Source organism: Paraconexibacter algicola, assembly GCF_003044185.1.
GTDB classification, from domain to species: Bacteria; Actinomycetota; Thermoleophilia; order Solirubrobacterales; family Solirubrobacteraceae; genus Paraconexibacter; species Paraconexibacter algicola.
The window spans coordinates 54,029-77,721 of the sequence record NZ_PYYB01000006.1; the positions used below are offsets into that span (position 1 = coordinate 54,029).

The 23,693-nt window shown below is 74.6% G+C and carries 19 protein-coding genes and 1 riboswitch; of the genes, 15 read left to right on the forward strand and 4 right to left on the reverse strand.

Annotation, left to right across the window (positions count from 1 at the left end; translation table 11 throughout):
- Positions 1 to 34: 34 nt before the first annotated feature.
- On the forward strand, positions 35 to 1,570 hold the full coding sequence (locus C7Y72_RS22305; protein ID WP_107571421.1) for an alkaline phosphatase PhoX: 1,536 nt from the start codon (positions 35 to 37) through the stop codon (positions 1,568 to 1,570).
- A 39-nt stretch (positions 1,571 to 1,609) separates the two neighbouring features.
- Positions 1,610 to 3,082, forward strand: a complete 1,473-nt coding sequence (locus C7Y72_RS22310) for an isochorismate synthase (RefSeq protein ID WP_107571422.1) — start codon at positions 1,610 to 1,612, stop codon at positions 3,080 to 3,082.
- 3 nt (positions 3,083 to 3,085) lie between these two features.
- Here the strand turns inward: C7Y72_RS22310 and menD are convergent, their stop codons facing one another.
- Entirely contained in the window at positions 3,086 to 4,849 is a 1,764-nt protein-coding gene (menD, locus tag C7Y72_RS22315) for a 2-succinyl-5-enolpyruvyl-6-hydroxy-3-cyclohexene-1-carboxylic-acid synthase (RefSeq protein ID WP_107571423.1), read from the reverse strand.
- Between menD and C7Y72_RS22320 the strand changes: the two genes are divergently transcribed.
- The gene (locus tag C7Y72_RS22320) at positions 4,848 to 5,567 is read left to right on the forward strand and encodes an alpha/beta fold hydrolase (RefSeq protein ID WP_158277007.1); all 720 of its coding nucleotides are present in this window, start codon (positions 4,848 to 4,850) and stop codon (positions 5,565 to 5,567) included. The genes menD and C7Y72_RS22320 overlap by 2 nt on opposite strands.
- 9 nt (positions 5,568 to 5,576) lie before the next feature.
- Here C7Y72_RS22320 and C7Y72_RS22325 read toward each other — a convergent pair whose 3' ends face one another.
- The 3 genes from C7Y72_RS22325 to menB are packed head-to-tail and all read right to left on the reverse strand — an operon-like array spanning position 5,577 to position 8,367.
- Complete coding sequence (locus tag C7Y72_RS22325) at positions 5,577 to 6,611, reverse strand: mandelate racemase/muconate lactonizing enzyme family protein (RefSeq protein ID WP_107571425.1); 1,035 nt, start codon at positions 6,609 to 6,611, stop codon at positions 5,577 to 5,579.
- Positions 6,612 to 6,640: 29 nt separating this feature from the next.
- Complete coding sequence (locus C7Y72_RS22330) at positions 6,641 to 7,537, reverse strand: 1,4-dihydroxy-2-naphthoate polyprenyltransferase (protein ID WP_107571426.1); 897 nt, start codon at positions 7,535 to 7,537, stop codon at positions 6,641 to 6,643.
- Positions 7,534 to 8,367 (reverse strand): 1,4-dihydroxy-2-naphthoyl-CoA synthase, encoded by an 834-nt coding sequence (gene menB / locus C7Y72_RS22335; protein WP_107571427.1) that lies wholly within the window; start codon positions 8,365 to 8,367, stop codon positions 7,534 to 7,536. Before menB ends, C7Y72_RS22330 begins: the two co-directional genes overlap by 4 nt.
- A 24-nt stretch (positions 8,368 to 8,391) precedes the next feature.
- Here menB and C7Y72_RS22340 point away from each other — a divergent pair, with 24 nt between their 5' ends.
- The 12 genes from C7Y72_RS22340 (at position 8,392) to C7Y72_RS22395 (ending at position 23,666) form a co-directional block, all read left to right on the forward strand.
- Entirely contained in the window at positions 8,392 to 9,696 is a 1,305-nt protein-coding gene (locus tag C7Y72_RS22340; RefSeq protein ID WP_107571428.1) for a class I adenylate-forming enzyme family protein, read from the forward strand.
- Positions 9,697 to 9,746: 50 nt separating this feature from the next.
- Positions 9,747 to 11,846 carry a PKD domain-containing protein gene (locus tag C7Y72_RS22345; protein WP_107571429.1) on the forward strand — a complete coding sequence of 700 codons (2,100 nt, stop codon included), beginning with the start codon at positions 9,747 to 9,749 and terminating at the stop codon, positions 11,844 to 11,846.
- Between the two features lie 7 nt (positions 11,847 to 11,853).
- The gene (locus C7Y72_RS22350) at positions 11,854 to 12,708 is read left to right on the forward strand and encodes a class I SAM-dependent methyltransferase (protein WP_107571430.1); all 855 of its coding nucleotides are present in this window, start codon (positions 11,854 to 11,856) and stop codon (positions 12,706 to 12,708) included.
- A 46-nt stretch (positions 12,709 to 12,754) separates the two neighbouring features.
- Positions 12,755 to 13,765, forward strand: a complete 1,011-nt coding sequence (gene ilvC / locus C7Y72_RS22355; RefSeq protein ID WP_349016830.1) for a ketol-acid reductoisomerase — start codon at positions 12,755 to 12,757, stop codon at positions 13,763 to 13,765.
- An 8-nt stretch (positions 13,766 to 13,773) separates the two neighbouring features.
- Complete coding sequence (locus C7Y72_RS22360; protein ID WP_107571432.1) at positions 13,774 to 14,079, forward strand: hypothetical protein; 306 nt, start codon at positions 13,774 to 13,776, stop codon at positions 14,077 to 14,079.
- A gap of 52 nt (positions 14,080 to 14,131) precedes the next feature.
- Positions 14,132 to 14,223: riboswitch (ZMP/ZTP riboswitch) on the forward strand.
- Positions 14,224 to 14,257: 34 nt separating this feature from the next.
- Entirely contained in the window at positions 14,258 to 15,391 is a 1,134-nt protein-coding gene (gene serC / locus C7Y72_RS22365) for a phosphoserine transaminase (RefSeq protein ID WP_199224032.1), read from the forward strand.
- Complete coding sequence (serA, locus tag C7Y72_RS22370) at positions 15,388 to 17,004, forward strand: phosphoglycerate dehydrogenase (protein ID WP_107571433.1); 1,617 nt, start codon at positions 15,388 to 15,390, stop codon at positions 17,002 to 17,004. Before serC ends, serA begins: the two co-directional genes overlap by 4 nt.
- Positions 17,005 to 17,153: 149 nt before the next feature.
- Positions 17,154 to 18,680: an APC family permease gene (locus C7Y72_RS22375; RefSeq protein ID WP_107571434.1), complete on the forward strand. Its 1,527-nt coding sequence runs from the start codon at positions 17,154 to 17,156 to the stop codon at positions 18,678 to 18,680.
- A 20-nt stretch (positions 18,681 to 18,700) separates the two neighbouring features.
- On the forward strand, positions 18,701 to 19,702 hold the full coding sequence (locus tag C7Y72_RS22380; protein WP_107571435.1) for a zinc-binding dehydrogenase: 1,002 nt from the start codon (positions 18,701 to 18,703) through the stop codon (positions 19,700 to 19,702).
- 179 nt (positions 19,703 to 19,881) lie between these two features.
- Positions 19,882 to 21,525 carry a 2-isopropylmalate synthase gene (locus C7Y72_RS22385; RefSeq protein ID WP_107571436.1) on the forward strand — a complete coding sequence of 548 codons (1,644 nt, stop codon included), beginning with the start codon at positions 19,882 to 19,884 and terminating at the stop codon, positions 21,523 to 21,525.
- On the forward strand, positions 21,522 to 22,769 hold the full coding sequence (locus C7Y72_RS22390) for a M20/M25/M40 family metallo-hydrolase (RefSeq protein WP_107571437.1): 1,248 nt from the start codon (positions 21,522 to 21,524) through the stop codon (positions 22,767 to 22,769). Before C7Y72_RS22385 ends, C7Y72_RS22390 begins: the two co-directional genes overlap by 4 nt.
- Before the next feature lie 78 nt (positions 22,770 to 22,847).
- Complete coding sequence (locus C7Y72_RS22395) at positions 22,848 to 23,666, forward strand: DUF4394 domain-containing protein (RefSeq protein ID WP_107571438.1); 819 nt, start codon at positions 22,848 to 22,850, stop codon at positions 23,664 to 23,666.
- Positions 23,667 to 23,693 lie beyond the last annotated feature (27 nt).

The window sequence follows — 23,693 nt, forward strand, 5'->3', positions numbered from 1 at the left end:
CCGCGGCCCCGGGCCGCGGTGGGATGCTGGCCCCATGCCGCACGTCGTCGACCGGCGCGGGTTCCTCCGCGGGACCGCGCTCACCATGGGAGCCCTGGCGATGGGACCCGCGTTCTGGAAGCAGGCGCTGGCCCAGTCGCCCGCGACCCCGGGCGTCGGACCGTACGGGCCGCTCGGCGCGGCCGACCCGCTGGGGATCGCGCTGCCGCAGGGCTTCTCCTCGCGCCTGATCGCCGCGGCGGGAACCCCGGTCCTCGGAACCACCTACGTGTGGCCGCCGTTCCCCGACGGCGCCGCCACGTTCGCGCAGCCCGACGGCGGCTACGTCCTGACCGTCAACTCGGAGATCCCCGCCGTCGGCGGCGTCTCCTCGGTCTCCTTCGACCGCGACGGCCGCGTCACCGGCGCCCGCCGGATCCTCGCGAACACGAGCACGAACTGCGGTGGCGGCTCGACGCCGTGGGGGACGTGGCTCTCCTGCGAGGAGATCGACACCGGCCGCGTCTGGGAGTGCGACCCGCTCGGCGCCCAGCGCGCCGTCGTGCGGCCCGCACTGGGCGTCTTCACCCACGAGGCGGCGGTCGTCGACCCGGTCGGCAAGCGCCTCTACATGACCGAGGACGAGGGCGACTCCGGCTTCTACCGCTTCACCCCCGACCGCTACCCCGACCTGTCCGCGGGGATCCTCGAGATCGCCACGCCGGGCCGGGGCGAGACGATCCGCTGGGTGCCGGTCCCCGACCCGCTGTTCCAGCGCGGCACCCCGACCCGCCGGCAGGTGCCCGAGAGCCTGAAGTTCCAGCGCGGCGAGGGCATGTGGTTCGACACCGGGGTCGTGTACTTCACCTCGACCCGCGACGACCGCGTCTGGGCGTACGAGTGCGCGACCGAGCGGCTCGCGCTGCTCTACGACGGGGTCGCGATCGGTCCGCAGGCGCCGCTGAAGGACCCGGACGCGATCTGCGTCCACGCCCCGTCCGGGGACCTCTTCGTCGGGGAGGACGCCGACGACCTCCAGGTCGTCCTCGTGACCGCGCAGCGCGAGGTCGCGCCGTTCCTGCAGCTCAGCGGGCCGCTGCACGGCGCCGAGACCGAGATCGCGGGCGTGACCTTCGACCCGTCGGGCCGGCGGCTGTACTTCAGCTCGCAGCGCGGCGGCGTCGCGACCGGCATGACGTTCGAGGTCACCGGCCCGTTCCGGGCGCCGGCGAGCCCGTCCAGTGCGCTGCCGCCCTCGATGACCGGGCCGGTCCCGCTCGCCGTGCGCGCCAAGCCCGCCGCCCGCGTCGCGACGGTGCGCCGCGACGGGCTGCTCGTCAGCGTCGACGCGGACCGCCCCGGCACGTACGCGGTCCGGCTCGTCGCGCGCGTCGGCGGCCGCACGGTCACCCTCGCCACCGCGCGCCGGACCGTCACGGCGGCGGGCACCTTCCGCGTGCGGGCCCGCGTGCCGGAGCAGGCGCGCGCCACGCTGGCGCGGCTGCGCGCCCGCCGGACCGAGGCGCAGATCGTCGTGACGACGGGCCGCCGCAGGGCGACGCGCCCGATCGAGCTGACGCGCGCCGCCTGACCCGGGCCGCCGACGGCGGCCTTCTAGAATGTGCAGGGGATGCGCACCGTCCTCGGCCACACCGCCACCGACACCGACGCGAGCCCCTTCCTGCCCGCCCCCGGCGATCGCGCGCGGCTGCAGCACCACCTCGAGATCGCCGGTCGCCGTGCCCGCACCGTCCGCAGTGGGGCGGTGCTCGCCGCCGCGACGTGGGCGCTGCCGCCGGACGTCGACCCGACCGGCACGGTCGTCGCCTCCCGCCGGTCCGGGGAGCCGTGGTTCGTGTTCGAGCAGCCCGACCGCGACGGCGCCGCGCTGACCGCGCTCGGCTGCGCGGTGGCGCTCGAGGCCCACGGCGAGGACCGGTTCGCGGCCGTGGCCGCCCGCTGGCGGCGACTGGCCGCCGACGCCGTCTGCGATCCGCGCGGGGACGGCCCGCGGGGCAGTGGCCCGGTCGCGGTCGGTGGGTTCTCCTTCGCGCCCGACGGGGGGCGCGCTCCGCACTGGGAGGGCTTCGCGCCCGCGTCGCTGCAGGTCCCGGAGGTCGCGATCGTCCGCCGTGGCGGCGACCTGCGGCTGACCGTCACCGCGCTCGTGCACGCCGACGACGACGTCGCCGACGTGCTCGCCCGGCTCGACGCCCGGCTGCGGGAGCTGCGCGACGCGCCGCCGCCGGTGCTCGACCCGTCGCCCGTGTCACGGACCCGGGTGGCGAGCACGATGCCGCCGGAGCACTACGAGGGCGCGGTGCAGCGGGCGGTCGAGCGGATCCGGGCGGGGCGCCTGCAGAAGGTCGTCCTCGCGCGCGAGGTGCAGGTGCACACCGGTCCGGGCGCCGCCCCGCACGACCCGGGCGGCGTGCTGGGCGTCCTGCGCGACGCGTTCCCGTCCTGCTACATCGTCTGCGCCGGTCGCGGCGACAGCGCGTTCCTCGCCGCGAGCCCGGAGCTGCTGATCCAGCGCGACGGCCTGCGCGCCGGGACGCTCGCGCTCGCGGGGTCGACGCGGCGCAGCGCCGACCCGGCGGTCGACGACCACCTCGGCGAGGCGCTCCTGCGCTCGACCAAGGACCGCGAGGAGCAGGCGATCGTCACGCGCCGCATCGAGCGCACGCTCGCCCCGCACAGCGTCTGGGTGACGTCGGCAGAGGAGCCGATCGTCGTGAAGGTCGCGAACATCCAGCACCTCGGCACGCCGATCCGCGCGCAGCTCGCCTCGCACGTCGGCGTGATCGAGCTGGCCGGGCTGCTGCACCCGACGCCCGCTGTCGGCGGCGAGCCGCTGCCCGTGGCCGCGCCGATGATCCCGGAGCTCGAGGGGTTCGACCGCGGCTGGTACGCCGGTCCGGTCGGCTGGGCGGACACGGGGGAGGACGGGGAGTTCTGCGTCGCGCTGCGCTCGGCGCTGCTGACCGGGGGCGTCGCGCGCTGCTTCGCCGGCGTCGGCGTGGTGCGCGACAGCGACCCGGCCGCCGAGCTGGCCGAGACCGAGATCAAGCTGCAGGCGCTGCTCCCGGTCCTCGCGCTCTGACCGCTAGAGGACGGCGGCCACCGCGTCCCAGACCTGCCGGTGCAGCTCGACGTTGCGCGCGCGGTCGGTGCGCAGGTGCAGCAGCGCGGTGCCGTGGAACTCCAGCGACGCCTCGAGCGCGAGCTTCAGCGCGGCGAGGTCCGGGACGGGCTGGTACGCGAGCCCGTAGAGGTCGGCGACCTTCTCGGGGTCGAGCCCGGTGGGGGTGAGGACGTGCGCCTCGTAGGCGTCCTGCTCGCCGCTGACCGGGAGGAAGTCGAAGATCCCGCCGCCCCCGTTGTCGAGCAGCACGATCGTCAGCGGGATCCCGGTGCGCCGCGCGGTCAGCAGCGAGCCGATGTCGTGCGCGAGCGTCACGTCCCCGACGAGCAGGACGGTCGGCCCGGCGCTCATCGCGCTGACGCCGTAGGCGGTGGCGATCGTCCCGTCGATCCCGTTGGCGCCGCGGTTGGCCAGCACCCGCGCCGGGCTGTCCCGCACGGGGGCGAACCACTCGACGTCGCGGATCGGCATCGAGGCGGCGACCACCAGGGTCGCCTCGGGCGGCAGCGACGCCGTGAGCTCCGCGGCGATGCGCGGCTCGGTCAGCTCCTCCCCGAGCGTCTGCGCGATCGCGCTCGCGGCGCGCGCGTCCGCATCGCGCCACGCGGCGCGCCACGTCCCGTCGACGGGCTCGTCCCGGCCCGCGGTGACCGCGGCGGCGAGCGCGGCGAGCGTCTGGGCCGCCGGGTAGGGGAGGACGAGGTCCGCGACCTGGTCGGGGTCCTGCCAGCGCAGCCGCTCGTCGGCGGCGACCTGCACGGCCTCGAGGCCCGCCAGCCAGGCGCGCAGCGGCTTGGAGGTCGGCAGGTCGCCGACGCGCAGGACGACGGCGGGCCGGTGCTCCCGGGCGAACGGCTCGTGCCGCAGGAGCGCCTCGTAGTGGGCGATCGCCCCGGGGCCGGTGCGCGCGCCGGAGAGCGGGTCGGCCAGCACCGGCCAGCCGGTCGCCTCCGACAGCGCGGTGACCGCGGCCGCGAGCGGGGAGGGGGAGCGCCAGCCACCCGCCGGGACCGCCTCGTCGCGGCCGGCGACGATCAGGCCGCGGGCGGCGGCGCGCGCGAGGCCCGCGACGGGGGCGACGGCGCCCGAGGGGTCCGTCGGCGCGGTCGCCACGGACACCCAGGCGCGCCCGTCGGCGCGGCCGCCACCGCCCGGCTCCTGCTCGGGGAGCGGGCCGTCCAGCACGAGCGGCTCGCGCAGCGGCCAGTTCAGGTGCACCGGGCCGGCCGGGCCGCCCGCGCCGACGCTGACGGCGATCGCCCGGCCGGCGAGCGCGCGGATCCAGCGCAGCCGCTCGGGCGTCGCGTCGTGGACGCCGACCTCCTGGAACCAGCGCGCGGCGCTCCCGTAGAGCTTCAGCTGGTCGATCGTCTGGCCCGCGCCCGTGGCGCGCAGCTCCGGTGGGCGGTCGGCGGTGAGGACGATCAGCGGCACGCCCGACTCGTGCGCCTCGATCACCGCGGGCAGGTAGTTCGCGGCCGCCGTGCCCGACGTGCACGCGAGGACCGCGGGGTGGCCGCTGGCCTTCGCCATCCCGAGCGCGAGGAACCCGGCGGAGCGCTCGTCGATGCTCGAGACGCAAGGCAGGCGCCCGTCGCGGACGAGCGACAGCACCAGCGGGGTGGAGCGGGAGCCCGGGGAGGTGACCGCGGCGCAGGCCCCGCCGCGGACGAGCTCGTCCACGAAGGCGCGGAGCAGGAGGTACATGTCTACGGTGGCGGTCATGACGATGGTGCTCCTGCACGGGTTCGCCGGCTCCCGGGCGTCGTGGGACGCCGTGCGCGCGGCCGCGGGCGGCGAAGCCTATCCGGCGCTCCCGCTCGACCTGCGCGGGCACGGGGACCGGGCGCACGTCCGTCCGGTCGACGTCGAGGCGTGCGTCGCCGACGTGCTCGGCGCGCTGCCCGACCGACCGGTCGGTCTGTCCGGCTACTCGCTCGGAGGCCGCGTCGCGCTGCACGCCGCGGTGGCCGCACCGCAGCGGTTCTCGCGGCTGGTGCTCGTCGCGACGACCGCCGGGATCGCCGACGAGCAGGAGCGTGCGGCGCGGCGCGCCGCCGACGACCGGCTGGCCGACGCGCTCCTCGCGGGGGGCCTCGACGCGTTCGCGGCGCGCTGGTCGGCGCAGCCGCTGTTCGCCGACGATCCGCCCGCGGTGCGCGCCGCGCAGGAGGCCGAGGTCCGCGCCGGTGACCCGCAGGCCCTGGCGGCGGTGCTGCGCGGCCTCTCGCCCGGTCGCGTGCCCGCGCTCTGGGACCGTCTCGGTGCCCTGGACCTGCCGGTCGACGTCGTCGTCGGTGGCCGCGACGCGAAGTACCGCGCGCTGGGCGAGCGGCTCGCTGCGGCGCTCCCGCAGGCCCGGCTGCACGTGCTCGACGGGGCCGGGCACGGCCTGCTGCGCGAGGCGCCCGCAGCGGTCGCCGCCGTCCTGCGCGGCGGCTGAGCGGCGCGCTCAGCCGAGCGGCCCGTCGACGCCCAGCCCGGGCCCCGGGGGCACGGCGATGCGCCCGTCGACCGGCAGGAGCGCGGCCGGCATCGGCAGGTCGAACGCGTCGAGCGTCGCGAGGCCGCACGGCGTCTCGACGCCCAGTGCGGCCGCCACGTGGACCGCGGCCGCGATCCCGAGCGGCCCGTCGTAGGTGGACGCCAGGTACGGCTCGCCGCCGACCGCGCGGATCAGGGCCGCCTGCACGGTCAGCGCGCCGATCCCGCCCCCGCGCGAGACCTTCAGGCAGATCGCGTCCGCGGCGCCGGCCCCGACCGCTCCGGGCAGCGCGGCGGTCTCGTCCATCGCGATCCGCACCGGGACGCGCTCGCGCACCTCCCGCAGCTGCGGCACGCCGTGGACCGGCTCCTCGACGAGCTCGAGGCCGACGGTGGCGAGCTCCTCGATCCGCGCGACCGCCTCGTCGACCGACCAGGCGCCGTTGGCGTCCAGGCGCAGCGCGAGCCGGTCGCCGATGGCGGCCCGGATCGCCTGCAGCCGCGCGAGGTCGTCGCCGACCCCGACCTTCACCTTCACGGTGTCGAAGCCCGCCTCGACCGCGGCCGCGGCCGCACGGGCCGCGGCGTCCGGGTCGTCGGCGCCGATCGTGGCGTTGACGGGCACGGAGGCGGCGGCGCGGTCGGTCAGGAGCGCGGCGACCGGCCGGCCCTCGCGGCGCCCGGCGCGATCCCACAGCGCCATGTCGACCGCGGCGAGCGCCTGCGGGAGGTCGACCGCGTCCCGGCACGCGTCGACGAGCCCGGCGCCGCTGCGACCGCGGGAGCGGCGCAGGATCTCCGCGTACTGCTCCAGCGCGGCGGCGACCGCCGGGAACGGCACGCCGTCGTAGGGCTCCAGCGGGGCGGCCTCGCCGCGCCCGACGACCCCGTCGCTGCCGACGATCGTCAGCACGAGGATCGAGCGCGTGCGCAGCGTTCCCCAGGCGGTGCGCAGCGGGGTGCGCAGCGGCAGTTCGACGGTGTCGACCGAGACGTCCAGCACGGTGCGACGAACCTACCCGAGCGGCCCGCTCAGCTGAGCAGGATCCCGGCCGAGAGCAGCACGCAGAACACGAGCTGGACCTGGCCGGTCTGCGCGAGCGCCCCGTTGAGCGTCGGCCCGTCGGTGTGCGTGCGGACCGTCCGCACGAGCGGCACGGCCAGCGGCAGCGCGAGCAGCACGAGCAGCGTCGCGGGGCCCAGCGAGCCGCCGATCCACGGGATGAGCGCCGCCGGGAACGACAGGTAGACCATGGCGGCGAACAGGTCCCGGGAGCGTTCGCGGCCCAGCCGCACGGCGGAGGTCCGCTTCCCGACGCGCTTGTCGGTGTCCATGTCGCGCACGTTGTTGACGACGAGGATCGCGCTGGCGAGCAGGCCGACCGGCACCGCGAGAACGAGCGACTCCCAGGGCCACTCCTCGATCTGCGCGAACGTCGACCCGGCGACCGCGGCGACGCCGAAGAACAGGAACACGAAGACCTCGCCGAGACCCTCGTACCCGTATGGCCGCGGGCCGCCCGTGTACAGGACCCCGGCGGCGATCGACAGCACGCCGACGACGAGCAGCTCCCAGCCGGCGACCGCCACGAGGTAGACGCCGCACAGGACGGCCAGGCCGAACGTCACGTAGGTCGCCACGAGCACGCGCTGGGGCGGCACCAGGCCACCCGCGGTGACCCGCACGGGACCGAGGCGGTCCTCGGTGTCCGCGCCGCGCCGCGCGTCGGAGTAGTCGTTGGAGAGGTTCGTGCCGACCTGGATGAAGATCGCGCCCAGCAGCGCGGCGACGAACGTCCCGATCCGCAGGTCGTCGGTCGCCTGGACGGCGACGGCGGTGCCGACGAGCACGGGTGCGACGGCGGCGGGGAGCGTGCGCAGCCGGGCCGCCATGACCCAGATGCGCACCGGGCTCATCGAGGTGCTCATGCGCGGCGCGGGAACTTCGAGAAGTCCGGGGTGCGCTTCTCCTTGTAGGCGTCGCGGCCCTCCTGCGCCTCGGGCGCCCCGTAGAACAGGAGGTTCGCGTCGTGCGCGAGCTGCTGGATGCCGGCGTAGCCGTCTTCGTGCGCGTGGAAGCTCGACTTCACCAGCCGCAGCGCGAAGGGGGAGAGCGCGAGCATCTCCCGGCACCAGGCGACGGTCTCCTCCTCGAGGCGCTCGAGCGGCACGACCGTGTTGACGAGCCCCATGTCGAGGGCCTGCTGGGCGTCGTACTGGCGGCAGAGCATCCAGAACTCCTTCGCCTTCTTCGGTCCGACGAGGTCGCGCAGCAGCGAGGCGCCGAAGCCGCCGTCCCAGGAGCCGACGCGCGGGCCGGTCTGCCCGAAGCGGGCGTTGTCGGCGGCGATCGTCAGGTCGCAGCAGAGGTGCAGCACGTGGCCGCCGCCGATCGCGTAGCCCGCGACCATCGCGATGACCGGCTTGGGCAGGCGGCGCATCTGGACCTGCAGGTCGGTGACGTGGAAGCGCCCGACCGACGCGCCCTCCTCGATGTAGCCGGTGTCGCCGCGGACGTTCTGGTCGCCGCCGGAGCAGAAGGCGTGCGGGCCCTCGCCGCAGAGGATGATGACCCCGACCTCCTGGTCCTCGCGGGCGCGCTCGAGCGCGTCGCCCACGTCGATCAGGGTCTTGGGGCGGAACGCATTGCGGACCTCGGGCCGGTCGATGGTGATCTTCGCGATCCCCGCACCGTCCTTCTCGTAGCGGATGTCCGTGTACTGCGCGTCCGGTGCGGCCTCGGTCCAGGTGACTGACATGCCCTGGAGGCTAGCCTCTGGGACATGCAGATCGGCTGCTGGGTCCGGCGCTCGGCGCGCGCGCGTCCGCACGTGGAGGCGCTCCAGGGCGTGCCGTACGCGGAGCTCGACCGGCTCGCGGGGGCGGCGGCCGGTGCGCTGGCCGGACGCGGCGTGCGGCCCGGCGACCGCGTCGGCCTGCTGCTCCCGCCGGGGCCGGCGTTCGCGGCCGCGTTCTGGGGCGTGCTGCGACTGGGCGCGACCGCGGTCCCGGTGTCGCCGAAGCTCGCCGCCCCGGAGGTCGCGCACCAGACCGGATCGTGCGTCCTGGTCGTCGACGAGCCGCTGCCGACCCGCGTGCTGACCGCCCCCGACCCGCTCGCCCGCGACGAGCACGACGCCGCGGTGCTGCTGCACACCTCCGGCACGACGAGCACGCCCAAGCCGGTCGTCCTGACGTTGCGCAACCTGCTGTGGGCCGCCCAGGGCAGCGCCGCCGCGATCGGGCACCCCGCGGACGAGCGCTGGCTCTCGGCGCTCCCGTTCAACCACGTCGGTGGCCTGTCGATCCTCGTGCGGTCGGCGATCGCCGGGACGACCGCGGAGGTGCACGACGGCTTCGACGCGGAGCGGATCGCCGCCCGCCTGGCGGCGGCGGACGGCCCGACGGTCATCAGCGTCGTCGCCACGACGCTCTCGCGCCTGCTCGACGCCGGGCTGCGCGAGCCCCCGCGGCTGCGCGCCGCGGTCGCCGGCGGCGGCCCGATCCCGCCGGTCCTCGTCGAGCGCGCCCGGGCGGCCGGGGTCCCGGTCGCCCAGACCTACGGGATGACCGAGAGCACCGCGATGGCGACGATCCAGCGACCGGGCGACCCGCAGCCCGACGCGGGCCCGCCGCTGTTCTGCACGCGCGTGACGGTCGCCGACGACGGCGAGATCCTGCTCGCCGGACCGACGGTGTCGCGCAGCGCCGCGGGGGAGGACGGCGTGCTGCGCACCGGCGACCTCGGCCGCCTCGACGGCGACGGACGGCTCACGGTCGTGGGCCGCACCGCGGACACGATCATCAGCGGGGGCGAGAACGTCGCGCCCGCGGAGGTGGAGGCCGCGCTCGAACGGCACCCCGCCGTGCTCGAGGCCGCCGTGCTCGGCCGTCCGGACCCGGAGTGGGGCGAGGCGGTCGTCGCCGTCGTCGTGCCCCGCCCGGGCACCGATCCCAGCGCCGCGGAGCTGCGCGAGCACTGCGGGTCGCTGCTGGCCGGGCACAAGGTCCCGAAGACCGTCGAGCTGCGTCCGACGCCGCTGCCGCGGACCGCGTCCGGGAAGCTGCTGCGGCGCGCGCTGGACTGATCTGCGTTTCCCGGCGCGTTCCGCTGCGGGCGCGGTTAGCATCCCCCGCTATGCCAGGACGGGTCAGCAAGCTCCTCGTCGTCGCCGGCAGCGCCCTCGCGCTGCCCGCCACGGCCTCCGCCGCCACCACCTTCACGGTCGACCAGGCCGCGCCCGCCGGGTGCGCCGGGAACGTCTGCCGGACGATCGCCGACGCGAACGCCGCCGTCGCCGACGGCGACACGATCTCCCTGAAGGCGAGCAGGACGCCGTACGTCGAGGCGCCGATCGTCGTGACGAAGAAGAACGTCACGATCGAGGCGCAGCCGGGCGGCGCGGTCGTCACCACCTCGAGCACGGCGGCCGGCACGCCGGTCCTGCGGGTCGGCAACGGCACCGCGGGCACGGGCGAGGGCACCGTCCTGAAGAACCTCTTCCTCAGCGGGCAGGCGCAGGGCGGCCCGGTCGTCCGGGTCAGCGCGACCGGCACGACGTTCGACTCCTCGTTCCTCGCGCGCGCCGCCGCCAGCGGCGAGGACGCCCCGGCGCTGCTCGTCGACGACGCCGTCGGCGGCACCGTCACCGTCCGCAAGTCCTTCATCATCAACCAGCCCAGCGGCACCAGCGGCCAGACGCAGGCGGCGCTCAAGGGCGGCGCCGCGTCCTCGCTGGTGATCGAGGACACGCTCGTCATCTCCGGCCCCGAGCAGGGCCCGGCGATCCAGCTCACCGGCGCCGCGGCGGGCGTCCCCAACCGCATCGTCCGCAGCACGGCCAACGCGCAGCGTCCCGCCGCCGACGGCCTGCTCGTCAGCTCCACGGCCTCCAGCGCGGTCGACAAGGTGCTCCGGGCCGACTCGTCGATCTTCTCCGGCGGCACCACGGGCGCGGGCGTGAACGTCACGATCGCCAGTGGCCTGGCCGCCACCGCGGGCGACATCGCGCTCGACCTGCGGCACGTCACCGTCGCCGGGTCGGCCAAGGGCATCGCCGTCGACGCGCAGGCCGCCGCCGTCCTCGGCGGCTCGGTCGGCAACGTCGACGTCAAGGTCGACCGCTCGATCGTGAAGGGCTCGATCACCGGCGAGGCCGCCCCGAGCGTGCCGCTGCTGCTCACCGGCCCCACCGTCGCGATCGACGTGAAGAACTCCGACGCCGCCGCGACGGCGACCTCTGCGGGCGGCGTGACGATCACCGCGTCGGGCAACGAGAGCAACCAGCCCGAGGCGCTGTTCGCCGACCCCGGCAAGGAGGACTTCCACCTGCGCGTCGGCTCGCCGGCGATCGACAAGGCGGGCGCCCAGGTCGAGGGCGAGTCCACGACCGACGTCGACGGCGAGCCGCGCGTCGGCGCGCCGGCCGCCGACCGCGGCGCCGACGAGTACTACAACAAGCCGCCGACCCCGTCGATCGCGGTGGCCAAGACCGACTACGCGATCAACGAGACCGTGACCTTCGACGGCTCGAAGTCGGTCGACCCCGAGGCGCTGGCCGGCGGCGGCATCAAGAGCTACGCCTGGGACTTCGGCGACGGCTCGCCGCGCGTCTCCACGGTCACCCCGACCGTGCAGCACGCCTACGCCAAGGCTGGCTCCTACACCACGCGCCTCGTCGTGGTGGACCGGCAGGACGCGATCTCCACGACCCTCGCCTCGGTGACGGTGAACGTCGGTGGCGCCGGGGCGGGCTCCGACGGCACGCCGCCGACCGTCACGATCGCGGCGCCGAAGGCGAACGCCACGGTGAAGCTCTACACGGTCCGCACGACCACGACGCGCCGCAACGGCAAGACCGTCAGGCGGACGACGAAGAAGGCCCGCAAGGTCGCCTTCTCCGGCACGGCGCAGGACGCGTCGGGCATCGGCGGCGTACAGATCGCGATCCGTCGCGTGAAGCTCGCCCCGAAGACGACGAAGAAGACGGCCACGAGCGCGCAGTCCGGCTCGTGCACGTTCTTCGACGTGAAGACGGCCGCGTTCAAGGTCCTGTCCTGCAAGAAGCCGCGGTACACGAACGTCGCGGTCAAGGACGGGCGCTGGGCGTACAACCTCAAGTCGACGGCGTTCCCGAAGCTGCGGGCCGGCACGTACGAGCTGCTCGTGCGCGCCACCGACGCGACGGGCACGACGTCCGAGCCGGTCAAGGTCACGTTCACCGTCAAGGTCTCGTGACGCCGCGGTGAGCATCCCCCCGGAGGAGGCCGACGCCTTCCGCGCCGACAGCCGCGCCCGCTGGGAGGACGCGGCGGCCGGCTGGGCGGCGGCGCGCGCGGCCTTCCAGGGAGCGGCCGCACCGGTCTCCCACCGGATGGTCGAGCTGATCCGGCCGCAGCCCGGGCACACCGTGCTCGAGCTGGCGGCCGGGCCGGGGGACACCGGCTTTCTCGCCGCGGAGCTCATCCGCCCCGGCGGCACGCTCGTCTGCACCGACACCGCACTCGCGATGGTCGAGGTGGCGAAGGCGCGTGCCGCCGAGCTCGGGCTCGACAACGTCGAGTTCGAGCCGATGGACGCCGAGTGGATCGACCGTCCCGCCGCGTCCCTGGACGCGATCCTCTGCCGCTGGGGGATCATGCTGCTCGCGGACCCCGAGTCGGCGCTGCGCGAGGCGCGCCGCACGCTCAAGTCCGCCGGGCGCCTGGCGATCGCGACCTGGGCGGCCGCCGAGCACAACCCGTGGAGCATGGGCCGGCTGCTCGTGCGGCTCGGCGCCGTGCCCGCGTCCGGCGGCGGCGAGCCGGGCCCGTTCGCGCTCCCGGACCCCGAGCAGCTCGCCGACCTCCTGTGGGGTGTCGGGTTCGAGGACGTCGAGGTCGAGCCGCTGGACTTCGCGTTCACCGCCGCCGACACCGACACCTGGTGGGAGCAGCAGCTCCACTGCTCGCCGAGCCTGCGGTCGACGACGGCGAAGCTCAGCCCGGCCGAGCACTACGCGCTGCGGGACGCCGTGGACGCCGAGCTGGCGGCCTTCGCCCAGCCCGACGGGTCGCTGCGCATCCCGGCCCGCGCGCTCGTCGCCGCGGCCAGCGCCTGACCCGGCACGGGGACCGCACGCCGCGCGAGGGCCGCCGCCGCATATCCTGCGCGGCATGTACTACGACGACGACGCAGACCTCGGTCTCCTCGACGGCAAGACCGTCGCGATCATCGGCTTCGGCTCGCAGGGCCACGCCCACGCCCAGAACCTGAAGGACTCGGGCGTGAACGTCGTCGTAGGCCTGCGCCCCGACAGCTCCTCGGTCCAGAAGGCCAAGGACGCCGGCCTCGAGGTCCTGTCGATCGCCGACGCCGCCTCGCAGGGCGACGTCGTGATGCTGCTCGTCCCCGACGAGCTGCACCGGCAGGTCTGGGAGGAGGAGGTCCGCGACGGCATCGCCGAGGGCAACCTGCTCCTGTTCGGTCACGGCTTCAGCGTCCTCTACGGCGAGGTCGAGCCGCCCGCCGGCGTCGACGTGGCGCTCGCCGCCCCCAAGGGCCCCGGCCACCTCGTGCGCCGCCAGTATCTCGAGGGCTCGGGCGTCCCCGGCCTGATCGCGATCCACCAGGACGCGACCGGCGGCGCGCAGGCGCTCGCGCTCGCGTACGCCAAGGGCATCGGCTGCACGCGCGGCGGCGTCTTCGAGACGACCTTCAAGGACGAGACCGAGACCGACCTCTTCGGCGAGCAGGCCGTGCTCTGCGGCGGCGCCTCCGAGCTCGTCCAGGCCGGGTTCGACACGCTCGTCGAGGCGGGCTACGACCCGCAGATGGCGTACTTCGAGTGCCTGCACGAGCTGAAGCTCATCGTCGACCTCATGTACGAGAAGGGTCTCGCCGGCATGCGGTACTCGATCTCCAACACGGCCGAGTACGGCGACTACTCCCGCGGCCCGCGCGTGATCACGCAGGCCACGCGCGACGAGATGAAGAAGATCCTCAAGGAGATCCAGGACGGCGACTTCGCCCGCGAGTGGATCGCCGAGAACCGCGCCGGCCAGGAGAACTTCAAGCGCATGCGCGCCGAGCAGGCCGCCAAGCCGATCGAGACGACCGGCAAGGAACTGCGCAAGATGATGGCCTGGATCGACGACTCCGGGTTCGCCCAGGGCTAGCCGGTCCCGTGCGGCAGCCGGCGCCCCGCCCCGAGCGGCTGCGCCGGCTCGCCGTCGTCCACGCCGCGTCCCTGCCGCCGATCTGGGTCGCGGCGGCGACCGGCGCGGTGCCGTACCTGCCGTTCATGGTCGTCGCGGGCCTCGTCGCGCTCGTCGCGACCGGCCCGTTCGTGGCGCAGCTCGCGCTCGAGCCGCCCCGCACGGGGCATCCGCGCGCCGCGGAGTGGTGGCGGACCGGCTTCTACGTCGGGATCGTCTTCAGCTTCCCGGTCTACCTCCTGTACTGGTGGGCGTACGTGCGCCCGCGCGACTGACGGCGGTCACGAGTCGGTCACGTGCGTCGGCGCGCCCGTTCGCTAGTGTTGGCGCCGTCGTCGCGACTGGCGCCGTACGGGTGGGGTTCACCACCGGGGAGCGACGACACCGAGCAGGACCCGTCGCGCGCCTGGGCACCACGTTCGATCCGATCCGATCCCACGAGGAGTGCCGCCAGTGACGCCGCCCGAGATCATCATCCCCGCCGACCTGAGGCCCGCCGACGGCCGCTTCGGCTGCGGGCCCAGCAAGGTCCGCCCGGAGCAGCTCGCCGCGCTCGAGGCGCATCGGGACGTGCTCGGCACGAGTCACCGGCAGGCGCCCGTCAAGGACGTCGTCGGCCGCGTGCGCGACGGCCTCTCGACGCTGTTCTCCGCCCCCGACGGCTACGAGATCATGCTCGGCAACGGGGGCACCACCGTGTTCTGGGACGCGCTGGCCGCCGGCCTCGTGCGCGAGCGCTCGCTGAACCTCACGTTCGGCGAGTTCTCGAGCAAGTTCGCCTCCGTCACCAAGGGCGCCCCGTTCCTGCAGGACCCGATCGTGGTGAGCGCCGACCCCGGCTCGGCCCCGGCCCCGACGAGCGACCCGTCCGCCGACATCCTCGCCTGGGCGCACAACGAGACCTCCACGGGCGCGATGGTCGACGTCGTCCGCCCGGCCGATGCGACCGACGACCAGCTCGTCGTGATCGACGCGACCTCGGGCGCGGGCGGTCTGCCGCTCGACGCCGCGCAGGCCGACGTCTACTACTTCGCGCCGCAGAAGTGCTTCGCCGCCGACGGCGGCCTGTGGCTCGCGCTCGTCAGCCCGCGCGCGATCGCGCGGATCGAGGAGATCGGCGCCCGGACCGACCGCTGGCTGCCCGAGTCGCTCAGCCTCACCACGGCGCTCGACAACAGCCGCAAGAACCAGACCTACAACACGCCGGCGCTCGCCACGCTCGTGCTGCTCGCGGCCCAGGTCGAGTGGATGAACGACGGCGGCGGCCTCGAGGACTTCGCGGTCGCGCGCTCGCGCCGCTCCAGCGAGATCCTCTATGGCTGGGCGGAGGCCTCGGCGTTCGCCAGCCCCTTCGTGACCGAGACCGCGAACCGCTCGCTGGTCGTCGGCACCATCGACTTCGACGAGTCCGTCGACGCCGCCGCGGTCGCCAAGACCCTGCGCGCCAACGGGATCGTCGACACCGAGCCGTACCGCAAGCTCGGCCGCAACCAGCTGCGCATCGGCATGTTCCCGGCGATCGATCCCGAGGACGTGCAGCAGCTCACCAGGAGCATCGACCACGTCGTGGAGGCCCTCAGCGCATGACCAACCCCGAGATCAAGGTGCTCGTCGCCGAGAAGATCGGCGACTCCGGCGTCGACCTGCTCAAGCAGCACTTCGACGTCACCGTGAAGACCGACTGGGCGGACGGCGAGCTCGCCGCCGAGCTCGGCGGCTACGACGGCGTCCTCATCCGCTCCGCGTCGAAGCTCACCGCCGACGTGCTCGAGGGCGCGACGAACCTCAAGGCGATCGGCCGCGCCGGCGTCGGCGTCGACAACGTCGACGTCCCCGCCGCCACCAAGCGCGGCATCGTCGTCGCCAACGCGCCGCAGAGCAACGTCGTGACCGCGGCCGAGCACACGCTCGCGCTCCTGCTCGCGCTGGCCCGCAACGTGCCGCAGGCGCACGCCGCGCTCGTCGCCGGCCGCTGGGACCGCAGCAAGTACTCGGGTGTCGAGCTGATGGACAAGACGCTCGGGGTCCTCGGCTTCGGCCGCATCGGCCAGCTCGTCGCCGAGCGCGCCCAGGGCTTCGGCATGAAGGTCGTCGCCTACGACCCCTACGTGGCCGCCGACCGCTACCGCGAGATGGGCGTCGAGAAGGCGGAGACCTCCGACGACGTGTACGCGGTCGCCGACTTCATCACCATCCACCTGCCCAAGACGCCGGAGACCGAGGGCTGGTTGAACGCCGAGGCGTTCGCCAAGTGCAAGGACGGCGTGCGGATCCTCAACGTCGCGCGCGGCCCGCTGATCGTCGAGGAGGACCTCGTCGCCGCGCTCGACAGCGGCAAGGTCGCGGGGGCGGCGCTCGACGTCTTCCGCACCGAGCCGATGACCGAGTCGCCGCTGTTCGGCCGCGAGAACGTCGTCGTGACCCCGCACCTCGGGGCGTCCACGGCGGAGGCGACGGACCGGGCGGGCTTCCAGGCCGCCGAGCAGGTCGTCGCCGCGCTCACCGGCGGCGCCGTGACGACCGCGGTGAACGTCCCGGCGGTCGGCGCGGAGGACCTCGAGGTCCTCGGGCCGTTCCTGCCGCTGTGCCGCAAGCTCGGCAAGCTCGCGGTGAGCGTCGCCGACGGCGGCTCCGTCGACCGGCTGGAGATCGAGTTCCTCGGCCGGATCGCCGAGCGTGACACGCGGCCGCTCGTGCTGAACGTGCTGCTCGGCGCCCTGAGCGGCCACACCGAGGAGGACGTCAACGAGGTCAACGCTCCCGAGCTCGCGAAGGAGCGCGGCATCGAGATCCAGGAGTCCAAGCGCGGCAGCGCCCGGGACTTCACCGACCTCGTGCGCGTGACGGTCGTGTCGGACAGCGGCCGCCAGCGCTCGCGCGTGGTCGGCACGACGCTCGGCCGTCGCAACCGCCCGCACCTGCTCGAGGTCTGGGGTGAGCGGTTCAACGTCCAGCTCGAGGACCACCTGCTGCTGTTCCGCTACCAGGACGTGCCGGGCATGATCGGCCGCGTCGGCACCGCCCTGGGGACCGCGGACGTCAACATCGGCCAGGCGGCCGTCGGCCGCACCGAGTCCGGCGACCACCCCGACGGCATGGCCGCGATCGTCATGACGACCGACCGCGCGACCCCCGCGGACGTCCTGCAGCAGCTGCTCGCGGGCCCCGAGTTCGCGACGGGCCGCTCGATCACGTTCTGACGTTCCGGCGCGCCTTCTGGCGCGCCACCGTCCATCCCGGCGCGAAACCGACCGCGTGGCGCGCCGGGCTGGACAAGCTGCCCTTGCGTGCCGTCCAACGCGCTCCCTAGGCTCGCCGCCACCGCAGGACGACGAGGAGGGACCACCTGATGAGCAGCACCACGATCGCCCCCGAGGCGAACGAGGCGAATGACGAGCCTGGCCTGAAGAAGGGGGCCCTCGGCCTCGTCTCGGGCGTCGTGATCGGCGTCGACTCGACCGCCCCGGCCTACTCGATCGCCGCGGTGATCGCCGGTCTCGTCCTCGCGGTCGGCCTGCAGACACCGGGAATCATGCTGCTGGCGTTCGTCCCGATGGTCTGCGTCGCGACGGCCTACTACTACATGAACCGCGTCGACCCGGACTGCGGCACCACGTTCGCCTGGGTGACGCGGGCGATGGGCCCGGTCCTCGGCTGGGTCTCCGGCTGGGCGATCCTGATGGCCGGCGTCATCGTCATCGGCTCGCTCGCCGACGTCGCCTCGCTGTTCACGTACCTGCTGCTCGGGATGGACGGGGCCGCCGACTCCAAGGCGGCCGTCATGATCCTCGCGGTCTTCTACATCGTGACGATGACCGCGATCGCGATCCGCGGCATCGAGCTCAGCGCGATGACCCAGTTCGTGATGATCGCGCTGCAGATCACCGCGCTCGTCGCGTTCGCGGTCGTCGTGCTCGTCCAGGTCGCCACCGGGGACGCCACCCCGAGCTCGGTCGACCCGGAGCTCTCGTGGTTCTCGCCGTTCGCCGCGGACGGCGGGTCCAGCGCGGTCGTCGCGGGCCTGCTGATCGCGATCTTCATCTACTGGGGCTGGGACTCCGCGGTCGCGGTCAACGAGGAGTCCGCCGACTCCTCCTCCGGCCCGGGCAAGGCGGCGCTGCTGTCGACCGTGATCCTGCTCGGCGTCTACCTGCTCGTCTCCGTCGCGATGGTCGCCTACGCCGGCACCAGCCTCTTCGGGGACTTCGAGGACGACCCGTCGGTCATCGCGGTGATCGCCGACGACGCGCTCGGCACCGCGTTCGGCAAGTTCCTCATCCTCGCGGTGCTCACCTCGGCGCTCGCGTCGACCCAGACGACGATCCTGCCGTCGTCCCGGACCTCCCTGTCGATGGCGCGCATGGGCGCCATGCCCAAGCGGCTGGCCGCGATCCACCCGTCGTGGCAGACCCCGCACGTCGGCACCGTGCTCGTCGCGACCCTCGCGACCCTGTTCTACGTGGTCTTCAACACGCTCAGCCAGAACTTCCTGTTCGACGCCCTGACCTCGCTGGGCTTCCTGATCGCGTTCAACTACGGCATGAACGGGTTCGCCTGCGTCTGGTACCACCGCAAGGAGCTGACCCGCTCGGCCAGCAACTTCTTCTTCGTCGGGCTCGCCCCGTTCGTCGGCGGCGTGTTCCTGACCTACATCTTCATCAAGTCGGCGATCGACCTCAGCGACCCGGCGGCGTCCGACCTGGGCTCCTCCTGGCTGGGGGTCGGCCCGCCGTTCGTGATCGGCGTCGGCTCGCTGATCCTCGGGCTCGTCATCGCCCTGGTGCTGCGGGCGCGCAGTGGCGGCGAGGGCTTCTGGGCCCGGCGGCCCGAGGTGGTGGCCCCGGGGCAGATCTCCGGTGTGCCGGGCGACGCCTGACCGTCGGTAGGCTGGCGCGCATGCGCGCCATCGTCATCACCCGTCACGGGGACGCCGACGTCCTGCAGGTCCAGGAGCGTCCAGCCCCCGTGATGCGGCCGGGCGGCGTGCGCGTCGCGGTCCGCGCGGCGGGCGTGAACTTCGCGGACCTGATGGCGCGCCTGGGCCTCTACCCGGACGCGCCCCCGGTCCCCGCGGTCGTCGGCTACGAGATCAGCGGCGAGATCACCGAGCTCGCCGACGACGTCGAGGGCCTCGCGGTCGGCCAGCGGGTCCTCGCGGGCACGCGCTTCGGCGGCTACGCGGAGGAGGTCGTGGTCGGGGCGGGCGACGTCGTGCCGCTCGCCGACGGCCTGAGCTTCGAGCAGGGCGCCGCGATCCCGGTGAACTACGCGACCGCGTGGGCCGGCCTGGTCGGCTTCGGCAGCCTGCGCGCCGGCGAGCGCGTCCTGCTGCACGCGGCCGCCGGCGGGGTCGGGATCGCCGCCACGCAGATCGCCCGCAGCCTCGGCGCGGAGATCCACGGCACCGCCTCGCCCCACAAGCACGAGGCGATCCGCGGCTTCGGGGTGGACGTCGCGCACGACTACACCCGCAAGGGGTGGGAGCGCGGCCTGCCGCCGTTCGACCTGATCATGGACGCGATCGGCGGCGCGTCGCTGGCCCGCAGCTACGGCATGCTGCGCCCGGGCGGACGGCTCGTCGCGTTCGGTGCCAGCTCCGTCGTCGACGGCGAGCGCCGCAACCTCCTGAAGGCCGCACCCCAGGCGCTGCGGATGATCCGCGGCATCAACGCGATGGACGCGATGGGGGAGTCCAAGGCGCTGATCGGCCTGAACATGCTGCGCCTCTGGGACGACCGCGGCACGCTCGAGCCGTGGATCACGCCGCTGCGCGCGCTGATCGACGACGGGACGGTGCAGCCGGTCGTCTCGGACGCGGTCCCGTTCGCGCAGGCGCCCGAGGCGCACCGGATCCTCACCGAGCGGCGCAACGTCGGCAAGGTCGTCCTCGTCCCGTAGCGCGGTCCGCTTGGCGGCCGGGACCCCCGGTGCTAGCCTCCGTGGCCGGTGCTGCACCTGCTCGACCTCCGACTTCTCCTCCTCCCCCCTCGGGGGGAATAGTGCGTGGCGGCCGCTGATGCCGCGAACCCATCTGGAAGAGTCCGAGTACGAGCCCGACAAGGAGCACTGAACCCACGATGTCCCCCGACGTACCCGAGCGCGACGACACCGGTCGCGTCCTGATCTTCGACACGACCCTGCGCGACGGCGAGCAGTCGCCCGGCATCTCGCTGAACACCACCGAGAAGCTCGAGATCGCCCACCAGCTCGCGCGCCTGGGCGTCGACATCATCGAGGCGGGCTTCCCGATCGCCTCGCCCGGCGACTTCGAGGCGGTCCAGGCGATCGCCCGCCAGGTGCAGGGCCCGGTCATCGCCGGCCTCGCCCGCGCGAACCCGGCGGACATCGACCGCGCCTGGGAGGCCGTCAAGGACTCCGAGCGGCCGCGCATCCACACGTTCGTCTCGACCTCCGACATCCACATCGAGCACCAGCTCCAGGCCACCCGCGAGGACGTCAAGGGCCTCGCCCGCGCGTCGGTCGCGCAGGCCAAGGCGCTGTGCGACGACGTCGAGTTCTCGCCGATGGACGCCACGCGCGCGGACGTCGAGTTCACCGCCGAGGTCCTGCAGATCGCGCTCGACGAGGGCGCCACGACGATCAACATCCCGGACACGGTCGGCTACGCGATGCCGGCCGAGTACGCCGCGTTCCTGACGCGCCTGTACGAGCTCGTCCCGGACCTCCACAAGGCCGTCCTGTCCACGCACTGCCACGACGACCTCGGGCTCGCGGTCGCCAACTCGTTCTCCGGCGTGCTCGCGGGAGCCCGTCAGGTGGAGGGCGCGATCAACGGCATCGGCGAGCGCGCGGGCAACGCCTCGCTCGAGGAGTTCGTGATGCTGCTGCACACCCGCGGCGAGGAGCTCGGCCTGCACTGCGACGTCGTCACCACGGAGATCGCCCGCACCAGCCGCCTCGTCAGCCGCCTCACCGGCTACGTGATCCAGCCCAACAAGGCGGTCGTGGGCCGCAACGCGTTCGCGCACGAGTCCGGCATCCACCAGGACGGCGTGCTGAAGGAGCGCACGACCTACGAGATCATGGACGCGCGGACCGTGGGCCTGGACGCGAACTCGCTCGTGCTGGGCAAGCACTCGGGCCGCCACGCGCTCAAGCAGGCGCTGGAGGACCTCGGCTACCCGGTCGACGGCGCGACGCTGAACACCGCGTTCAAGCGCTTCAAGGAGCTGGCGGACAAGAAGAAGCAGGTCACCGCGATGGATCTGGAGGCGCTCGTCACCGACGAGCTGCGCGCCGAGATCCCCGGCTACGGCCTGGAGTGGTTCGAGGTCGAGGCGTCCTCGCAGCGCCCGCCGCACGCCCGGGTCGGCGTCTCGACGCCCGACGGCCGCTCGATCGAGGGCAGCTTCACGGGCGACGGGCCGGTCGACGCGGTCTTCCGGGCGATCAACGCCGCCACGGGGATCGACGCCCGGCTGCGTGAGTTCCGCGTCGACGCCGTGACCGGCGGGCAGGACGCGCTCGGCGAGGTCAGCGTCGTCGTCGAGCTCGGGGATCCCGACGCGGCGATCGCCCACCACACGCCCGGCGTCCTCGCGGGCGAGCGGGTCACCGGCGCCGGGCAGGCGGTCGCGACCGACATCCTCGAGGCCGGCGGCACCGCGTATGTCCGCGCGCTGAGCGCGGCGGTGCGGCGCGCCCAGCTGGCCGCCGACGCCCCGCAGGAGGACCGCGCCGCGCTGCTCTCGACCCCGTGAGCGCGCCGGAGGCCGCCGCGCTGGCGGCCCTGGACCCGGACGAGCTCGTCGCGGACCTCGCGGCGCTCGTCCGGATCCCGAGCGTCACGGGCGACGAGCGCGCCGCCCTGGAGCACCTCGCCGAGCGCGCCCGTGCGCTCGGGCTCGAGACGGCGCTCGACACGCACGATCTCGCGGCGGTGCGCGCCGACCCCGAGCAGCCGGGGGAGGACGGCGAGCGCGACGAGCTGCTCGGCCTGCGCGCCGGCCTGCCCGGAGGACTCGCCGACCGGGGGCGCCCGCGCCTGGCGCTGTGCGCCCACGTCGACGTCGTCCCCGCGGGCACCGCGTCCTGGAGGCACGGCGCGTGGTCGGCGACCGTGGACGACGGGCGGCTGCACGGCCGCGGCTCGGCGGACATGAAGGCGGGCGTCGTCGCGGCGCTGCACGCGCTGGCCGCCGTCCACCGGGCGGGCGTCCGGCCGCCGTGCGACCCGGTGCTGCTCGCCGTCTCCTCCGAGGAGGACGGGGGGCTCGGCGCGTTCGCGGCGCTGCGCGCGGACGCCCGCTACGACGGCTGCGTGATCCCGGAGCCGACCGCCTTCGCGGTCGTCTGCGCGCAGGCGGGGGCGATCACCTTCCGCGGCGAGGTGCGCGGCGTCGGCGCCCACGCCGCGTTCCGGCGCGAGGGCGTGTCGGCGATCGACCGCTACGTGCGCGTCCACGCCGCCCTCGCCGCTCTCGAGGTGCGGCTCAACGCCGCGGTCGACGACCCACTGATGGCGGCGCTCGCGCTCCCGTACCCGGTGCTCGTCGGGCGGCTGGCCGCGGGCGAGTGGGCGAGCACGGTGCCCGACCGGCTGACGTTCGAGGGGCGCGCACCGGTCCGCGTCGGCGAGTCGGTCGAGCAGGCGCGCGCGACGGTGGAGGCGGCGGTGGTCGCGGCGCTCGACGGCGACGGCCTGCCGCCCGTCACGCTGACCTGGCCGGGCGCCCGCTTCGCGAGCGCCCGCACGTCCCCGGAGCACCCGCTCGCCCGGACGGTGCTCGAGGCGACCGCGCAGGAGCGGGGCAGCGCCGCGCCCGGCGGCGTGCCCTGGGGCGCCGACATGCGGCTGTTCGCGGCGCGCGGCATTCCGACGGTGATGGTCGGCCCGCGCCCGCACGCGATCCACGGCGTCGACGAGCACGTGGTCGTGGCCGAGGCGCTCGCGACCGCTCGGATCCTCGTGCGGACGCTCTGCCGCTTCCCGGGCGGCGGGTGAACTCTCGGGGCCCGGCCTGCGAAGAAGGGAGGAGACGGTCACCGCACACGTTCCCCGTACCCGTTCCCCAGGAGCCCCATGACCCTGTCCTCGCGCGCCCGCGCCACCGCCGCCACCGCTGCCCTCCTCGCCGTCCTGCCGGCCGGCGCCGCCCAGGCGGAGACGATGGTCGGCATCGACGCCAACGATCGGGTGGTCACCTTCGACAGCGCGACGCCCGGGAGCGCGAAGGCCCGCGCGGTCCGCGGGCTCGCCGCGGGGGAGACGATCGTCGGCCTGGACCGTCGGCCGGCGACCGGCGCGCTCGTCGCGGTCTCCTCGGCGAGCCGGCTCTACACGCTGAGCCCGCGGACCGGGCAGGTGACCCCGATCGGGATGGCGGCGTTCACCCCGGCGCTGTCGGGCAGCGCGGTCGGGTTCGACTTCAACCCGACGGTGGACCGCATCCGCCTGACGACGTCCAACGGCCAGAACCTGCGCCTGAACCCGGACACCGGCGCGGTCGCCACGACCGACGGGCCGCTGAAGTACAACGCCGGCGACCAGGGGGAGGGCACGCCCGCGTTCGTCGGCGGCTCCGCGTACACGAACAACGTGGCCGGGGCGACGACGACGCAGCTGTTCAACCTCGACAGCCGCCGCGACGCGCTGCTGCTGCAGATGCCGCCGAACGACGGCGGGCTGAAGACGATCGGCTCGCTCGGCCGCGCGTTCACGAACCCGATCGGCTTCGACATCAGCGGCACCTCGAACACGGCCTACGCGAGCCTGCGCTCGCCCGGGGCCCGGTTCTCGACGTTCGGGCGGATCGACCTCGCCACCGGGCGCTTCACCGCGACCGGCCGGGTCGGCTCGCGCGCGGTGCCGCGGCTGCTGAAGGCGCTCACGGTCCGGTAGTCCTCGCTCCGGGGGCCGGGCGCTGCG